The sequence below is a fragment of the Novosphingobium sp. SG707 genome, assembly GCF_012275515.1.
Lineage (GTDB): Bacteria > Pseudomonadota > Alphaproteobacteria > Sphingomonadales > Sphingomonadaceae > Novosphingobium.
In genome coordinates this window covers 729,821-747,644 of sequence record NZ_JAAZQL010000001.1, presented here as the reverse complement: position 1 = coordinate 747,644, position 17,824 = coordinate 729,821, and the positions used below count along the sequence as shown (strand labels likewise).

General features: G+C 63.3%; 11 protein-coding genes. 5 read left to right on the top strand and 6 right to left on the bottom strand.

The window, feature by feature from the left end; genetic code table 11:
- Positions 1-264: 264 nt before the first annotated feature.
- Positions 265-5,727 carry a hypothetical protein gene (locus FHW92_RS02925; protein WP_168601699.1) on the top strand — a complete coding sequence of 1,821 codons (5,463 nt, stop codon included), beginning with the start codon at positions 265-267 and terminating at the stop codon, positions 5,725-5,727.
- Between the two features lie 176 nt (positions 5,728-5,903).
- Here the strand turns inward: FHW92_RS02925 and FHW92_RS02920 are convergent, their stop codons facing one another.
- The 6 genes from FHW92_RS02920 to FHW92_RS02895 form a co-directional block, all read right to left on the bottom strand.
- Complete coding sequence (locus FHW92_RS02920; RefSeq protein WP_168601698.1) at positions 5,904-7,226, bottom strand: FAD-binding oxidoreductase; 1,323 nt, start codon at positions 7,224-7,226, stop codon at positions 5,904-5,906.
- Positions 7,227-7,279: 53 nt separating this feature from the next.
- Entirely contained in the window at positions 7,280-8,398 is a 1,119-nt protein-coding gene (locus FHW92_RS02915) for a heparan-alpha-glucosaminide N-acetyltransferase domain-containing protein (RefSeq protein WP_246869874.1), read from the bottom strand.
- 96 nt (positions 8,399-8,494) lie between these two features.
- A complete protein-coding gene (locus FHW92_RS02910) occupies positions 8,495-8,887 on the bottom strand; it encodes a RidA family protein (protein WP_168601696.1) in 393 nt (130 codons plus the stop codon).
- Positions 8,887-9,969, bottom strand: coding sequence for a DSD1 family PLP-dependent enzyme (locus FHW92_RS02905; protein ID WP_246869943.1), 1,083 nt, complete (start codon positions 9,967-9,969; stop codon positions 8,887-8,889). Before FHW92_RS02905 ends, FHW92_RS02910 begins: the two co-directional genes overlap by 1 nt.
- A 202-nt stretch (positions 9,970-10,171) precedes the next feature.
- Positions 10,172-11,740 (bottom strand): ABC transporter substrate-binding protein, encoded by a 1,569-nt coding sequence (locus FHW92_RS02900; RefSeq protein ID WP_349237638.1) that lies wholly within the window; start codon positions 11,738-11,740, stop codon positions 10,172-10,174.
- Complete coding sequence (locus tag FHW92_RS02895; protein WP_168602117.1) at positions 11,737-13,176, bottom strand: aldehyde dehydrogenase family protein; 1,440 nt, start codon at positions 13,174-13,176, stop codon at positions 11,737-11,739. The genes FHW92_RS02900 and FHW92_RS02895 overlap by 4 nt, the downstream gene beginning before the upstream one ends.
- Before the next feature lie 111 nt (positions 13,177-13,287).
- Here FHW92_RS02895 and FHW92_RS02890 point away from each other — a divergent pair, with 111 nt between their 5' ends.
- The 4 genes from FHW92_RS02890 (at position 13,288) to FHW92_RS02875 (ending at position 17,794) form a co-directional block, all read left to right on the top strand.
- Positions 13,288-14,205, top strand: coding sequence for a LysR family transcriptional regulator (locus FHW92_RS02890; RefSeq protein ID WP_168601694.1), 918 nt, complete (start codon positions 13,288-13,290; stop codon positions 14,203-14,205).
- Positions 14,206-14,336: 131 nt separating this feature from the next.
- Entirely contained in the window at positions 14,337-15,263 is a 927-nt protein-coding gene (locus FHW92_RS02885) for an ABC transporter ATP-binding protein (RefSeq protein WP_168601693.1), read from the top strand.
- On the top strand, positions 15,260-16,030 hold the full coding sequence (locus tag FHW92_RS02880; protein WP_168601692.1) for an ABC transporter permease: 771 nt from the start codon (positions 15,260-15,262) through the stop codon (positions 16,028-16,030). The genes FHW92_RS02885 and FHW92_RS02880 overlap by 4 nt, the downstream gene beginning before the upstream one ends.
- Before the next feature lie 174 nt (positions 16,031-16,204).
- Positions 16,205-17,794, top strand: coding sequence for an ABC-F family ATP-binding cassette domain-containing protein (locus FHW92_RS02875; protein ID WP_168601691.1), 1,590 nt, complete (start codon positions 16,205-16,207; stop codon positions 17,792-17,794).
- Positions 17,795-17,824: the final 30 nt, after the last annotated feature.

Here is a 17,824-nt window from a genome sequence, read left to right as displayed (position 1 = left end):
GATGGGCAAACTGTCGCCCCCGGCGCGGTTGGGCATGGCGCCGAGCAGTGTTCTGACGGAAATGCTTTCGCAAGCGATTGGGCATCAATCCGGATCTGCAGCTGACAAAGATAGACCAGAACGGCGATCAGGGCAAAAATCATCATAATGGAGCGATATGTTCAAAAACATGCATTATGAATATTTTATGTCAATTATTTCCCGCGACTTACCCCTGCATCAGGTATAGCCAAAAAGAAATTCCATGAATGCGGGGGCATTTGAGTGATCAATAAGAATACGAACCGCCGCCGGTTTCAGGTGGCGCGCTTTTTTGTGCATGGCAGCACTCTTGCCTTGATCGCCGCGATCCCCACCCACGCTCTGGCGCAATGCAGCCCCGATCCCACGCAGGCCAACACCGCCGTCACCTGTTCCGGCACGGATAGCGATGGCATCACGATCACGACCAGTTCCTCACCCCTGACCGTTAATTCCGGGGCCAGTGTCAACAATTCGGGCGCGTCGGCCATTACGGTATCCGTGCCCGCCTCGGCCTCCTCCTATTTTCGCACCGCCAATATCACGGTCAACGGATCGGTTTCGGCCACCGGCGCTGCCGGAATCAGTGTGCTTTCCGGCTCTGTCGGCGTTGACTATTACGGCATGTCCGGGATCATCACCGTCGGGGCGGGAGCCTCGATTGGCGGTACCTATGGCATCGCGCTTGAGCAGGTTTCGGGCTATCCCTACGGCTCGGTCTATGTCAGCCTCGACAATGCGGGCACGATCAGCGGGTCCGGCGGCGTGGCCCTGCTGGCCGGTTCAGGATATGCATCCTATTTTTCAGGCATCACCAACCGGGCAAGCGGAACCATCGGCGCGATCCAAGGGTCTGTCACCTCGGTCACGAACGATGGCACAATTGCCGGTGGCGGGCTGAGCGCGATCTACAACAGCTACAATCTCTATTCCAATATCACGAACACGGGGACCATCAGTTCCTCCAGCGGCTCGGGCACGATCGCCAACTTTTCGGGCACGATCAGCAACAGCGGCACCATCACGAATACCGGCACCGGCTCTGCCATCAACTCGCTTTATGTGTGGCTGACCAATCAGGCGGGCGGTTCGATCACCGGCTCTGGCAGCAGCGTGGTAAGTTCCAATCTTACCAGCACCCCCTCCAACGCCATAAACCTGACCAATTCCGGTTCGATCATCAACACCGGCACGGGCATGACGCTTTATGGCGGCCAGATCATCGTCACCAACAATGCCGGAGCCACAATCGGCACCGGCGCGGGCGGGACCGCGATCTATGCGGGGACCTCGCTGAACCTGACCAATGCGGGCACGATCAACGGCAATGTCACCGCCGGTTTCCTGCCTGCCTATTCCTATAATCTGGGCAACACCATCGATTCCACTGCCGGTACGATCAACGGCAATCTGACGCTGGGCAATGGCGATGACATACTGGTCGCCACGCTCAGGAACGGCAGCCTCTATACCGGGATCACCGGCACAATCGATGGCGGGGGCGGCACCAATACGGTCAGCCTGCAGACCAACAGCGACGTCACCCTGTCTTCGGCGCTGACGCTGCCGACGGGGTTCTCGTCGGTGGGCTTTGTCCCCGCTTCGGGCACGACGCTGACGCTGGCCAATGGTTTTGCGAACAGCGGAGCAATCAATTTCACCGGATCGGGCACGCTTGACAACCAGACCAGCCTGAGCGGCACCGGCACGATCGTCACCGGGGCAAACTACGGCTTAGGCGGCACGTTCAGGAACAGCGGCACAATCACCAGCAGCAATGCCGGTGGGAGCGCGGCCGTGACCCTGACCGGCTTTGTCAGCCTGAACAACACGGGCATCATTTCGGCCGGCGGCAACGCCGTTTCCGCAACGAGCGGCACCATAACCAACAGCGGCACAATCACGGCCGGCGGCACCGCCGTGACGTCAAACAGCAATATCACCAACAGCGGCACGATCAGCGGCGCGTCGATCGGCGTGGCGAGTGGCGGGGGCACTCTGGTCAACACCGGCACGATCCAGTCGAACGGCACCGCGTTTCAGACCAGTTCCTATTCCACACTGGACAACCGCGCCGGCGGGGTGGTGACAGGCGGCCTCGCCGCGGTCGGCGGGATTGGGTATGGTTTCAACAACCGCGTCATCAACGCCGGGACGATCAATGGCAATGTCAATCTTGCCAGCACCGGCTATGCCAGCGGCAACCTCTATTATGCGGTAACCGGCGGCGTGCTGAACGGCAATCTGACGATCGGGCAAGGCGATACGCTGATCACCGATCTGGTCAACACGGGCAGAGGCGCCTTTGCCGGCATCAACGGCACGGTCAGCGCCAGCAACTCCAGCCTGATCTACAATGTCAACGCCAATGCCAGCGCGACGCCCGGCCCGCCTTCCGGCTTTTCCTCGCTGGGTTATCAGTTGTCCAACAATGCGACCCTTTCGCTGACCGGGCAGAGCGCGCTCACCTCGCCCCTCACGCTCGCAGGCATTGGCTCGGTCAATCTGAACGGCTCGCTCAGTTCCAGCAGCGGCCCTCTCATATATACCACTTCGGTTCAGGCACCCTCCGGTGGCGGCGGCAATCCTGCGTCAACGGCGCTGGCGGTCACCAATAATGGCAGCCTCACCGTTGCCCGGGCCGGCAGTTCCATCTTTACGCCCGTCGTTATGGCCATGGGCTCCGGGTCAAGCCTGGTGAACAACGGGTCGATTGTCGTAACCAACACTGCGGGCAATGCCGTTTCCGGCGCTTCGGCCATCAGCCTCTATGGGCCCTTGGTCAACACCGGCACAATTTCGGTCGCCGGGGCGCAAGGCATTTCCATCGGCAGCACCTGGAACACCGCCAACACCAATCCCGATACCACCCTGTTCAACAGCGGCCAGATTACCGCCGATGGTGCCGCCATTATACAGTACGGAAAGGTCGACATCACCAATTCGGGCTCGATCACCAGCCGCACGACCACCGCGATCGCCCAATATTCCGGCTTTAATTCGACCATCACCAATCTGGCCGGGGCAACCATTTCCGGCGCGGCAACCGCCATCCAAATGGCCGGCGGAATGGTCAGCAATGCCGGGACGATCAACGGCGACATCAATTTCGGTTACAGCAGCGGAACCTATGTTGCCAATGGCGGCATGCTGAACGGCAATCTGGCCTTCGGCTATGGCGACAACATGCTGATCGAAACGGGTCAAGGCTATGGCGTGACCGGCACGATCAGCACGACCGGAGACACCATCAGCCTTGGCCATCAGCGCAGCGGCACGACCACGGTGGCGCTGGGCGGCGCCTTGCCCGCCAATTTCATGCGGGAATTCGCCATTGCGGCAGGGGCGGCCTCGCGCATCACCCTCACCGGCCCATCGTCCTATACCGGCACGATCTACGTCGGCGGCGATGGCACGATCATCAACCAACTGGCCAGCAGCGGCAGCATCTATTCGCTCAATTACACATCCTATCTCAACACCGAACTGGCCGGCTTGGTCAACCGGGCCAATGTCGGCAGCATCTATGTCAATGCAGCCCTGTTTGACAATTCGGCCACTGTTGGCTCGGTCCGCCTGTCTGGCAATGCCGTCACCCTGTGGACCGGGATAGGGCTCAATTTCAGCAACAGCGGCACGATCCTCAACGCGGGCAGCAACCCTGCCGTCGCGCTTTATGGCTCATCGCCCAATGCCAACAGCACGATTGCCAACAGCGGGACAATCAATGGCGGAATGATCGTTTCGCTCATCGGCGGGGCAGGCACAACGGCCAGCATCACCAATTCCGGAACGATCACCGGCTACACGCAAAGCTATTATACCTATTCTCCGACGCCGCCCTATTATGCCGTCCTCACCATCAATTATGCCATCAACGCGTCGATCACCGGCAGCCAGAACCTGAGCCTGAACAACAGCGGCACGATCACCGGCGATGTCGTGCTGACAGGCGCCCCGGTGGTCTTGACCAACACGGGCACGATGACGGGCCGGATCCTTACCGGCACCGGCAATGACGCCTTTGCCTTTGGCGGCATGTTCACCGGCGCGCTCGATGGCGGGGCGGGCACCAATACGCTGGCCATCACCGGCGGCAATCAGAGCTTTTCCTCGATCAGCAACATCGCCGCCCTGACGCAGAGCGGCGGCTTCGCCACGGTCTCGGGTACGGCTGCTCTGGGCTCGATCGGGCTGACGGGCGGGCGGTTGGTGGGTCTGGCCGGATCGGTGATCAATGCCAACTCGATTGCCGTGGGCAGCGGGGCGACCTTCGGCTCGGCCGGTACGGTCAACGGCAATATCTCGGTCAGCGGCATCCTGAGCCCCGGCGCGTCGCCCGGCACGATGACGGTCAATGGCAATGTGACGCTGAACAGCGGCTCGACCTCACTGTTCGAAATCGCGCCCAACGCGCAGGACAAGCTGATCGTCAACGGCAAGCTGGTCATCGCCTCGGGCAGCACGTTGCAGATCGCGGCCACCACCCCGATCAAGGTGGGCAGCACGCTGAACCTTATCAGCGCCTCGGGCGGGATTACCGGCACCTATGACAAGGTAACCGGCCTGCCCGGCGTCGTGAGAACGCAGTCTAACGGCGATCTGGGCCTGCTGGTGCAATTTGCCAATTCCGCCGCCTATAATCCGCAGGTGCAACGCGCGATCAGCTATGTGAACAATGCGATGGCGGCCAGCAACGCGCCCGCCGCGTTGTTCCCGGCGCTGATGGCGCTGCAGGATGGCAACGGCGCGCCTGTCACCTCTGCTTTTGCGCGGATCACGCCTGAACCCTATGCCGATGCGATGGAAATCGGCGCGGAAACCGCTCTGTCGCTGGCAGCAGCCGGGCGCACGATGGGCCTGGGCGAAGATCGCGGAGGCAATCACGTCTTTGCCTTTGGCCAGACGCTGGGCAGCCTGCGCCAGTTTGCAGGTCATGAAACGCAGGGGATCAGCCGCGCGACGATCAATGGCTACGGCGTGCTGGGCGGATTGGGCTTTGGGGGCGAAGGCTATGCGCTCTCGGCCTATGTCGGCTGGGTTGATCAGAACCAGTCGGTCGGCGCCATCGGGGCTTCGACCAGCGCGCGCGGGGTCGTGGGCGGCATGGCCTTGCGCCTGGGCGGCAGCAACACCAGCGTGACCCTGTCGGCATCCTATGACGCGGCGCGGGCAACCACCCGGCGCAACGTTCCCGATGCCGGACAGGTTTCGGCCGGTTACACCCTGCCCAGCTTCTCGCTGGACGCTTCGATCAGCCATGTTTTTGATCTGTCTCAGGGCTGGCAGCTTCGCCCGCATCTGGGCGCCACCTGGGTCCGCACGCATCACGGCGCGCTGAAGGAGGCAAGCGCTCATCCTTTCGCGCTGAATATCGATGAGGCCACGCGCAGGCAGGGCTTTCTCGATGCCGGGCTGGGCTTTGAAAATGCGCCCGACGCCAAGGGGCCTTGGCGTTCGTTCCTGACGCTGGGCATGCGCTATCGCCTGAAAAGCGATGCGGTTTCGGCCATCGCGGGAATGGCGGGCGGTGGCTATGGTCTGATGGCCTATGGCTTCGGCCGCGATCCGGTCAGCGCCACGGCGGCCGTCGGCGGCGAATATCGCCTCTCGCCCGGTGCCGTGCTGTTTCTCAATGCCTCTGGCGAACTGGGCCAAAGCGGCAAGCGTGAGAGCGTGACGGCGGGGCTGCGCTGGCGGATCTAGGAAGCCGGAAAGGGGGGCGGGCCGGCGCCATTTCAAAGGCCCGCCCCCCTTTCCGGCGCCGCCGTAAAGAGCGGATGGGTGGGGCTGGTATTCGCGACTTATGCTGTTACGCCCCTTTGCGGGCGGGCCGGGATGCCGGAACCAGCCGGAACACCCCGCCCGACAGGGGCCCGAACCTAGAGGGACCCCACGTTGATTGCCGAACCGTCAACAAGACGGTTGAGGCGGAAATGGGCCGGATCGACACTCGTCGCATCATTGGCCACCAGTTCTGACATCAGCTTGCCGATGCCCGGCCCCAGACCGAAACCATGCCCCGAACAACCGGCGGCCAGATACAGCCCGCCAATCCGATCCACCGCCGATACCACCGGCACCGCATCTGGCGTGCAGTCGACATAGGCACCCCACGCGCCATCCAGTTCCAGATTGGCCAGTTGCGGAAATGTGCCGACAAGATTGGCCTTGATCGCCGCGACCAGCTTGGGGTTGGGCTTGGGCGACAGCACGCGCGTGGCCTCAAAGATGGACGGATCATGGCCCAGCACGGCCGAGAGCGATTCCGGCCCCGTAAAGAAAGAACCGCTGACGCCCAACTGCACCGCCTTGAGACGCTGGATGAATTGCGGCATGAATTCGCGGGCGAAGCGGATGCCCTGCGGGGTCAGTTCCAGTGTCGCGCGGCCGCTGATGGCAAGGGTGTAGCTGCCGTCAAGCCGCCGCGTCATCGCCAGATCGGGGCAATAGACCACCTCGCCAAGATTGACGGTGGGTTTGGTGCGCAGGGCTGTCTGGCGCACGCTGGCCTGCGGAAAGGTTACACCATGGCGGCGCATGAAGGCCGATGCCCATGCCCCGCCCGCGCAGACCACGGCATCGGCGCGGATCGTGCCGAGTTCGGTATGCAGGCCCGAAACCCGTCCATTGGTCAGATCCAGTCCGCGTGCGGCGCAGTTCTGGTGGATGGTCGCGCCAAGCTGCCTTGCCCCTTCGGCCAGAACGGGCGCGGCCAGCGCCGGTTCGGCCTTGCCGTCATGGACCGAATGCAGCCCACCCACCCATTGCCGCCGGTTCTGGGGGATGCGCTCTGCGGCCTGCGCGCCGGTCAGCATGTGGGTTTCGACCCCGAACTCCTTGGCCACCGGGCGCCAGCCCTCCCAAGCGGCCAGCGTCGCGGCATCATCGGTGGCATAGACCAGGCCCGTACGGCGAAAGCCCGGATCCATGCCGATGTCGCCGCGCATCTCATCCCACAGCCGCATCGAGAGCAGCGAAAGCGGCATCTCTCGCCGGTCGCGGTTCTGCTGGCGGCACCAGCCCCACGTGCGGCTCGATTGTTCACAGCCGACATAGCCCTTTTCGACCAGCGCCACGCGCAAACCGCGCCGCGCCAGATAATAGGCCGATGCCGTGCCGACGATACCACCCCCGATCACGGCGACATCGACCGCATCGGGCAGATGCTCGTCGCTCGCGACCGGTTGAACAACAGGATGCATTTCCTCACCTCTCATCAAGCGATGGCGGACCCTCCATCACAAATATTTATCCATCACAGATATTTGAGCCACCAAATGTCCTTGCGGGCCTTCTTGAAATTGGAAAACCAGCGGGTGGGAAAATAAAGCGGCACAATAATGGCAAGGTAGAACACCCATACCCAGCCCAGCGAGTCAAAACCGAAGATGTCGCCATGGTTGGTGCCGAACACGGCGCGCGCGGTCAGATAGAAAATGCGCAGCAGATAGAGATGAAAGAGATAGAAGAACATCGGCGCGCTGCCCAGCACCGAGAGCCAGTGGGTAATGCGCGCGTGATTGACGCGTTCGAACAGGGCCAGCAAGATCAGCCCGGTGCCCAGCGTGGGCAGGAGGAAAAGCAGCGAGGGCGGATATTTGGTCAGGGCCAGAAAGCTCATGACGGTGCGGATGGTGCTGCCTTCGACCGTGAACCACGGGGCGTCGCCATAGATGTTGATCGCGCGCAGGATGACAAAGCCCGCAATCATCGCCGCGCCGACAGCCGTCAGCCGGGCCATCCGTGCATCAGGCGCAAGCCGGGAAAACCACGAGCCCGCCGACCAGCCAAGGCAGATCACCCCGATCCACGGCACCACCGGATAGTTGAACTTGACCACCATGCCCGCCAGTTCGATCTGCGAACGCTTGTGCAGGATGGCCCAAGGGATGAACATCGGGCTGTCAGGGGCTAAAGACACCCCGTCAAACAGATTGTGCCCGCCCACAATGGCCAGCCCCAGCAGCAGCACTGCGCGCGCCGGCAGATGGATCAGGCCCGCCAGCACGATCATGCAAAGGCCGATGGCCCAGATCACCTGAAGAAACACGAAATGGAAGGGAAATTCGGCCCGCCATGAAAAATTGACCAGCGTGAGTTCGAGCAGGACCAGAAAGGCCCCGCGCCGCAGCAGAAAATCGCTGGTTTCGGCCAGAGTATGCCGCTGGCTGTAGAGATAGGCCGAAAGGCCGGTCAGCGCGACGAAGATGGGGGCGCAAAGCGTGCTGGTGATCCGGGTAAAGAACAGCGCAGGGATTGCCGTGCGCGCATCGACCGGATCGCCCACCGGCACATAGAGAAACCATGTCTCACGCACATGGTCGAGCAGCATGAAGAGCATCACCAGCCCGCGCAACGCATCAATGCTTTGCAATCTCGTGGCCGTTGCGGCCCTGTCAGTTTTTGCAGGCGGAGTATCAGTCTGATTCCATGCAATAGCAGCCATAATGGCCTCCTGACAAAAAGGGGATCAGCCGCGCAACGCAGCCACCGCGTCGATTTCAACCAGATAACCGTAATGCAGTTCAGGCACCGGCACGACCGTGCGCGCGGGCCGCGCATCGCCCAGCATGTCGGCATAGACGCGGTTGAATTCGGGCCAGTTTTCCACGCCCACGATATAGGCCGTGACGCGGCACAGATCCTCAGGGGTCCCGCCCGCCGCCTCCAGGATGGCCAGCATATTGGCGATGGCCTGCCGGGCCTGTGCGGCAAAGCTCATGTCATCCAGAGGGGCCTTGTCGGCCCGGATCGGCAATTGGCCCGAGACATAGAGCATGTCGCCCGCGCGGATCGCCTGCGCATAATGGCCCGCCGGCGCGGGCGCCTGATCGGTCAGGATGGGAGAGAGCGCCTTGTTCATCACCAGCCTCCGAAACGTTGCCACTGGCCAGTCACGAGATCGCTGCTGCCATGCACGACATTATAAGTGCGATGCTGCGCCCCGGTGGCGCAGGCGTGATTGGGCAGAACCCGCACGCGATCGCCGATCGCCAGATCGGGCAGTTTCCCGTCCGAACCGGGGCGGACGGTGATGATGCCATGTTCCTGATTGGCATCGGCCAGAATGAGATCGGGATAGGGATTGCCCACCAGATCGCAGACCACGCCATAGCCCTGATTGACGGCCTGTTTGGAGGTGCCGCGATCCTGCGACATGGCCATCCATCCGGCATCGATCAGGATCCAGCCCTTGTCGCGCTGATGACCGATCACCGTGCCCATCACCGAAATGGCGATATCATCGACATTACAAATGCCGATGCCCGCCATCACCAGATCGAAGAATACGAAGACCCCGGCCCGCACCTCAGTCACGCCGGTCAGGTCGAGCGCGTGATGGGCTGTGGGCGTCGAACCGATGCTGACCACCGGGCAAGGCAGGCCCGCGTCGCGCAGGATGGTGGCCGCATCGACCACGCTGCGCCTTTCCTGTTCGGCGGCCTGTTGCAGCGCCTGCGTCCCACGCGCGGCATAGCTGCCCCCGGCATGGGTGAGGACGCCGCGCAGTTCACCGCCATCACACAGCGTCCGTCCGATTTCCACCAGCCGCGCCGCATCATCGGGCAGCACGCCCGAACGATGGCCATCGCAGTCGATCTCGATCAGCGCCGGAATGATTTCCCCGCTTTCGCGTGAGGCCTTGGCCACCGCCTGCGCCTGCTCCACCGTGTCCAGCACCACCGCCAGATCGACGCCCCGGCGCCGCAGTTCGATCACCTTGGCCAGTTTCCACGGCGCAATACCCACGGCATAGATGATGTCGCGCACCCCGGCATCGGCAAAGAATTCCGCCTCCTTCAGGGTCGAAACAGTGGCGGGCCCCTGCGGGCTTTCCATCACCTGCCGGGCGACCTCAACCGATTTGGCCGTCTTGAGATGCGGGCGCAAGGTCACGCCATGAGGCGCCAACCGGGCGCGCAGCCGGGCGATGTTGCGCTCCATCCGCTCGGCATCGAGGACGAGACAGGGGGTTTCCAATGCGCCAAGGCGCAGCGAAGCGTCGCTCTCGCGGGCCTGCTCAAGAAGTGTCGGCTCAGTCACCACAGATGTTCCTTGCTGATCTTGTCGGGCCATTGTGTCGGTCCCGGGTGGTGGATACAATTAATGGTTTTTGCAGGATAGATTAAGCTTGAGGTTAACCCCTTCACCCATCCCACCACACATGTTCGGCAAAAGTGTAGCCCATGAACCCGCCCAGCGGGACCGGATAGAAGCCCCGCAACCGACGGTCATGGCCATCGAGCAGGCTGATGAACACCGGGATCACGCTGCCGCACTGCTGGTGGACCAGCCCCTGCATCTCGCCATAGAGCTGCTTGCGGCGCTGGTGGTCGGTCTCGCCGCGCGCCTCGATCAACAGCTTGTCAAAGCGCGGATTTTGCCACCCGGTTTCATTCCAATTGGCGTCCGATTTGTAAAACAGGCTGAAGACCATGTCGGCCGTGGGGCGCGGGTTGTTGTTGCCGAAAAACAGCGGGTGCTTCATCCAATGGGTGGACCAATAGCCATCGGCAGGCACCCGGTTGACCGCCAGATCCAGCCCCACGCGGGCACCATATTCCTGAAGGATCGAGGCCATGTCCACCGACCCTTCGGCGGCGGGCGAGGCATAGACCGGCAGGCGTATGCCGCTCAGGCCCGAGCGCTGGACATGCCATTTCGCGCGGTCCAGATCGAGGTTGGTCTGGGGCAGATCGTCGCGGAAATAGGGATGGCCGGGCGGGATCGGCTGGTCATTGGCGATGGTGCCGTAATTGCGGAAAAGCGCGCGGTTGATCAGCGGCCGGTCCAGCAGGTGGCGGATCGCGGCGGTGAAATCGGGGTTGCCGGTGGGCAATTGGTCCTGACGCGCAACCAGATTGGTGTAGAGGCCCGATTTCGTCTCGATGACCCCATGCCCGGGCGAGGCCAGAATGCGCCGCGTCGAGCGCGGATTGACCGCATTGATCAATTGCACATCGCCCGCCAGCAAGGCGCTGACGCGGCTGACCTCATCGGGAATGGCGATCAGTTCGATCTCGTCGAGATAGGGCCTGCCCGCTTTCCAGAAATTGGGGTTGCGCCGCACCACCGTGCGGATGCCGGGCCGAAATTCGGCCAGCAGAAAGGGACCGGTGCCATTGGCCGTTTGCGGATCGTCATGATCGGCGTCGACAATGAGGAAATGCGACTGGGCCAGAATGACCGGCAAATCCGCATTCGGGCCGGTCAGCGTGATGCGGACCTCACGCGGGCCGGTGGCGCGCACATCGGCAAACTGGCGCGCGATATCGGCCATTTTCGAGCCGATGCGCGGGTCCTTGTGGCGCAGCAGCGAATGGACGACATCCTTGGCACTCAGGCTCTTGCCGTTGTGAAAAGTCACGCCCCGGCGCAGGGCCGCATGCCACACCTGCTGATCGTCGCTGGTCAGGCTTTCGGCCAGAGCGGGCTGGGCATTCAAATGCCGGTCTAACTCGGTCAGCCCGCTGTAGAGCATGAAATGCCGGACATAATCGGTGTTGAGCGCGCCACGCGCGGGATCCAGCGTGTCGCCGATCGATGTCGATGTGCTGGCCACGCGGATGCGCCCGCCCTGCCGGGGCGGGCCGTCGCCGTGGAGCGCGACCGGGGCCACATGCGGCCTGTCCAGCAGCCGCCCGGCCATGACCGCCGCCCCCAGCCCGGCAACGCCGCCCAGCACCACACGCCGGTTGATCGCCCCCCCGGTCACTGCGGATAAAAGCCCAGAATGGCCTTGGTTTCGAGATATTCCTCCAGACCGAAGCGGCCATATTCGCGGCCATTGCCCGATTGCTTGTAGCCGCCGAAAGCGGCAAAGCCGTCCCAAGCGGGATGGTTGATATGGACCTGACCCGAACGGATCCGGCCCGCCACGCGCCGCGCCCGATCAAGATCGCCCGACTGCACATGCGCGCCCAGCCCATAGACCGTGTCATTGGCGATCCGCACCGCCTCTTCTTCATCGGCATAGGGGATGATGCAGAGAACCGGGCCGAAAATCTCCTCCTGTGCGATCCGCATGGTATGGTCGGGGCAGGAAAAGATCGTGGGCCGACAATAGAGGCCGCGCTCCAGCCCTTCCGGCTTGCCCGGCCCGCCGCAGATCAGGCGCGCGCCCTCGGCAAGGCCGATGCCGATCATCTGCTGCACCTTGTCGAACTGGTTGCGGTTGGCCACGGGGCCAAGATCGGTCGCATCCTGCGCCGGATCGCCCACCACCAGCGCGTTGGCGGCATCGGTGGCCAGTTGCTCAACTTCGGCCAGACGGCTTTGCGGCACCAGCATCCGCGTGGGGGCGCTGCATGACTGGCCGACATTGCGCATGCCCGCCGCCACGCCCAGCGGCACCACGCGGGCGAAATCGGCATCGTCGAGCAGGATGTTGGGCGATTTGCCCCCCAGTTCCTGCGTCACGCGCTTGACGGTGGGCGCGGCGGCCTGGGCGACCAGAACGCCCGCGCGGGTCGATCCGGTGATCGAAATCATGTCAATGTCGGGATGGGCCGCCATCGCGGCGCCCACCACTTCGCCCGTGCCCGTCACCATGTTGAACACACCGGGGGGCGTTCCGGCATCCTCGATGATCCGGGCCAGCATCTGGGCGCTGAAGGGCGACAATTCGCTGGGTTTGAGCACCACGGTGCAACCGGCGGCCAGAGCCGGGGCCAGCTTGGCGGTGATCTGATAAAGCGGCCAGTTCCACGGCGTAATCAACCCGCAAACGCCGATGGCCTCACGGGCAATGGCGGTGGTGCCTTGCTGGCTCAGAAAGCTGAAGTCGCGCAGAACCTCGATGGCCGCGCGCACATGGGCCAGCCCAAAGGGCACATGGGCGGCGCGGGCAAAGGTGATGGCGCAGCCGATCTCCTGACTGATCACCTGCGCCAGCATCTCCGCCCGCTCCTCCATCAGCGCCAGAATGCGGCCCAGCAGGGCAAGGCGCTCCTCACGCAAACTGGTCGAAAAGGCCGGGAAAGCGGCGCGGGCGGCGGCAACGGCGGCATCCACATCCTGCGGGCCGCAGGCGGCCACCATACCGATCACCTCCTCGGTCACCGGGCTGAACACCGGTATCGGTGCGGCCGCGGCAATGGGGGCTTTCCATTCGCCATGGACATAGATGAGATCACAGGAGGGCAAAGACATCATCAGCCGGGCTTTCGCGCATCAGGGTTGGGTTGCTTGTGGGACGATGATATGGCAAGTCATGAATATCGCAATTAACGCGATCTATATTCTTCATTAAGCTGAAACCTAATGATCACAACCGAAGATCTCACCTTCTTTCAGGTTCTGGCCCGTTCCCCCTCGCTGGCCGAGGCGGCGCGCAGCCTGAATGTCACCGCCCCGGCGGTCACCCAGCGGCTGCGCGCGCTGGAGGCCCGCGTCGGGGTGAAGCTGGTCGATCGCAATTCACGCGGGCTGAGTTTGACCGATGAAGGGGAACTGATCGCCTCGGAAGGGCTGGAGATCATCGGCGCGATTGAGGATCTGGCCGAAAGGCTGGCCTCGCGCACCAGCCAGATCCGAGGGCATTTGCGGGTGGCGGCCCCCTATGGCTTTGGCCGGCGCTATGTCAGCCCGGTTGTCGAAAGTTTTGCCAAGGCCCATCCGGCCACGATCGTCACCCTCGAACTCTCCGACAGCCCCATCCGACAGGTCAGCGAGAGCTGGGACATCGTGGTGCATATCGGCGCCCTGCCCGAAAGCGACCGATTGGTCACGACGCTGGCCCCCAACCGCCGCCTGCTTTGCGCTTCGCCTGCTTATCTGGCGCAGAGTCCGGGGATTGTGACGCCCGATGATCTGATCGCGCACCGTTGTCTGGCGCTGCGGGAAAACAACGAGGACGTTACCCTCTGGCGCCTTGCCCATGAAGTCGAAGGGCGCATGACCGTGCGGGTCAAGCCCGCCATGTCGAGCAATGACGGTGAAATCGTGCGCGACTGGGCGCTGGCGGGTCTTGGCATCATGGTGCGCAGCGAATGGGATGTGGCGGCCGAGATGGCGGCCGGGCGGCTGCAGGAGGTCCTGCCGGGATGGACGCTGCCCGATGCCGATGTGGTGGCGCTGCTTCATGCCCGCCATGGCCGCAGCGGACGGGCCAGCGCCTTTCTGCACAGCCTGCGCGCGGCGCTGGGTCGGGTGCCGTGGCGCGCGGACATCGCCGGATAGGGCAGCGCGCCACCCCACAGAGGCGTATATATAATATATATTTGACGAGCGGGTCTGGACATCGGCGGCGACCACGCCATCTTGGGCGCGGCGGCACATCCTGCCGGTTCCATCCCCCACATGGAGGCTTCATGCCTGCGATCCTTTCGATCGAAGCTCTCGGCAAACAGTATAAATCCGGCCACAAGGCGCTCGAAGGCGTCGATCTGTCCATTGAACGCGGCGAGATCTTCGCGCTGCTCGGCCCCAACGGCGCGGGCAAGACGACCTTGATCAGCATCGTCTGCGGAACGGTGACGCGCAGCGCGGGCACGATCACCGTCGCAGGCCACGACATCGATCATGCCCGCCGCGAAGCGCGCCAGCGCATCGGGCTGGTGCCGCAGGAAATTGCGCTGGATATGTTCTCAACCGTGCTCAATACGGTGCGGTTCAGCCGGGGCCTGTTCGGCAAGGCGCCCGATCCGGCCTATATCGAGGAAATCCTGCGCGACCTTTCACTGTGGGACAAGCGCCATGCGCGCACCATGGAATTGTCGGGCGGCATGAAACGCCGCGTGATGATCGCCAAGGCGCTGAGCCACGAGCCCGAATTGCTGTTCCTTGACGAGCCGACGGCGGGCGTGGATGTCAATCTGCGCCGCGACATGTGGGCACTGGTGCGCAAGCTGCGCGAACGGGGCATGACGATCATCCTGACCACCCATTATATCGAGGAGGCCGAGGAAATGGCCGACCGCGTAGGCGTGATCAACGGCGGTCGGCTGCTGCTGGTCGAGGACAAGGACGCCCTGATGCGCAAGATGGGCAAGCGGCAATTGACGCTGACCCTTCAGACGCCTCTGCCCGCCATTCCCGCCGAGCTTGCCGAATGGTCGCTGGTGCTGGCCGAAGATGGGTTGCGCCTGATCTACAGTTTCGATGCACAGGCCGAGGACACCGGCATGCCCGCGCTGCTCCATCGCCTGAGCGAATTGGGCATTGCCTATCGCGATCTCGACACCAGCCGCAGCACGCTGGAAGATATTTTCGTCAATCTGGTGGAGAAAGCGGCATGAGCGGGGTGAACCTCCACGGCATCTGGGCAATTTACCGCACCGAAATGGCCCGCACATTGCGCACCATATGGCAAAGCGTGGCAACGCCGGTCATCACCACTGCGCTCTATTTCATCGTCTTTGGCGGCGCCATCGGCTCGCGGATGAGCCATGTCGGCGGGGTGGGCTATGGCGCCTTTATCGTGCCCGGCCTCATCATGCTCAGCCTTTTGACGCAAAGCATCTCGAACGCCTCCATCGGCATCTACTTCCCCAAATTCACCGGCACGATGTTTGAAATCCTCTCCGCACCGCTCAACGCGGTCGAGGCGGTGATCGGCTATGTCGGCGCGGCGGCCACCAAATCGGTGGTGATCGGCCTCATCATCCTTGCCACGGCCACTTTCTTTACCGATGTGCGCATCCTGCATCCGGTGTGGATGGTCGCCTTTCTGCTGCTGACTTCGCTCACCTTCAGCCTGTTCGGCTTTCTTATCGGCATCTGGGCCAAGAATTTCGAGCAACTGGCGATCATTCCCTCGCTGGTCATCACGCCGCTGACCTTCCTTGGCGGCGCGTTCTACTCCATCGACATGCTGCCCCAGCCGTGGCGCACGGTCAGCCTGTTCAACCCGGTGGTCTATCTGGTCAGCGGTTTTCGCTGGAGCTTCTATGGTCTGGGCGATGTCGGCGTCGGCGCCAGTCTTGGGTTCACGGCAGGTTTCATGGCGCTGTGCCTTATCGCTCTGGCGTGGATTTTCCGCACCGGATGGCGGCTGAAACCCTAGGCAGGCAAGGGGCGTGACGGAAAAGAGGATGCCGGAACGCCCCATTATTTGCAGCTTCGGCCGTGCTGTGCTAAATGGCCGCCACCCGGTAATCGGCCGGAGTGCAAAAGGAGCATGAAATGGACCGGAAGACGCGCTGAAATCGCCCGTCCCTTATTTGTTTCCGGTACTGTCATGCCCTCATTTCTTACTCTCGATTCCGTGGCTTTGGCCACGCCCGCCGGTCGGCCCCTGTTTTCCGGTCTGTCGCTTCATGTCGGGCGCGAGCGCATCGGCGTGGTGGGCCGCAATGGCTCTGGCAAATCCACCCTGCTGCGCGCGATCCTTGGCCAGGCGCCGGTGCAATCGGGCACAGTGGTCCTGGGCGGCACCGTCGGCCTGCTGGAGCAGATCGTCACGCCCGGCGATGAAACGGCATCCGAGGCGCTTGGCATCTGTGCGGCGCTGAGCAGGCTTGATCGCATAGAGGCCGGCACGGGAACCGAGCAGGATTTCGCCGAAGCGGATTGGGCCCTTCCCCATCGGCTCGAAGGAGCACTGGCCAGCGCCGGTCTGCCGGTGCTCGATCTCGAACGCCCGCTGGCCAGTTTCAGCGGCGGGGAACGGACGCGACTGGCCATCGCACGCCTGCTGATCGCGCAACCCGATCTGCTGCTGATGGATGAACCGACCAACAATCTGGATGACGATGGCCGGGCGGCGATCGCCGGACTGTTGGCAAACTGGCGCGGCGGGGCCTTGGTGGTCAGCCACGACCGCGCGCTGCTCGAAGGCATGGACCGGATCGTCGCACTTTCGCCCGTCGGCGTCGCGATCCACGGCGGCGGGTGGTCATCATGGGTTGCCGAGCGCGATGCGGCAAGGCAACGGGCGGAAGCGGACCTTGAGGAGGCGGAGCGGCAGATCCGCGCGGCCAAGCGCGAGGCGCAGACCGCCCGCGAACGGCAGGCCCGGCGTGATCGCGCCGGGCGCACCTATGCCGCCAGCGGCAGCGCGCCCAGGATCCTGCTGGGTCGGCGGCGCGAAAGCGCGGAAAACAGCGCCGGTCGCGTCCACTCCCAGACCGAGGAGCGGATTGGAGCCACAGCGGACGCGCGCGAGGCGGCGCGCGCGCGCGTCGAGGTGGCAACCCCGCTCAAACTCGAAATCCCGCCCTGTTACCTGCCCTCGGGCCGCCTTGTGCTGGCCTTTGAGGATGTCAGTTGGTTTGCCGGAGAGCGCCGCGTCATCAACGGCTTATCCTTCACTTTGCGCGGACCGGAACGGGTGGCGCTGACCGGCCGGAACGGGGCGGGCAAGACCACCGTTCTCAGGCTGGCGGCGGGCCTTGCCGCGCCCGCCGGCGGCAGGATCGAGCGCCCGGTTCCCTACGCCCTGCTCGACCAGACAGTCAGCCTGCTGGATCGCGGATCGACCTTGGTGGAGAATATGCGGCGGCTCAATCCGGCGCTGGATGACAACAGCCTGCGCGCCGCTCTGGCCCGTTTCGCCTTCCGCAACACCCAAGGGGACAGGCTGGTGGGGAATCTGAGCGGCGGGGAATGTCTGCGGGCGGGGATCGCCTGTGTGCTCTCGGCCCTGCCCATGCCCCAACTGCTGATGCTGGATGAACCGACGAACCACCTTGATGTCGAATCCCTCGAGGTGATCGAATATGCGCTGCGCGGCTACGACGGCGCACTGCTGCTCGTCAGCCATGACGCGGCATTTCGCGATGCCGTGGGCATCACCCGGCAGATTATACCCGACCGAACCAGTTCTTAACGCATCGAAGCGTATCAGAAATCCCTTCGG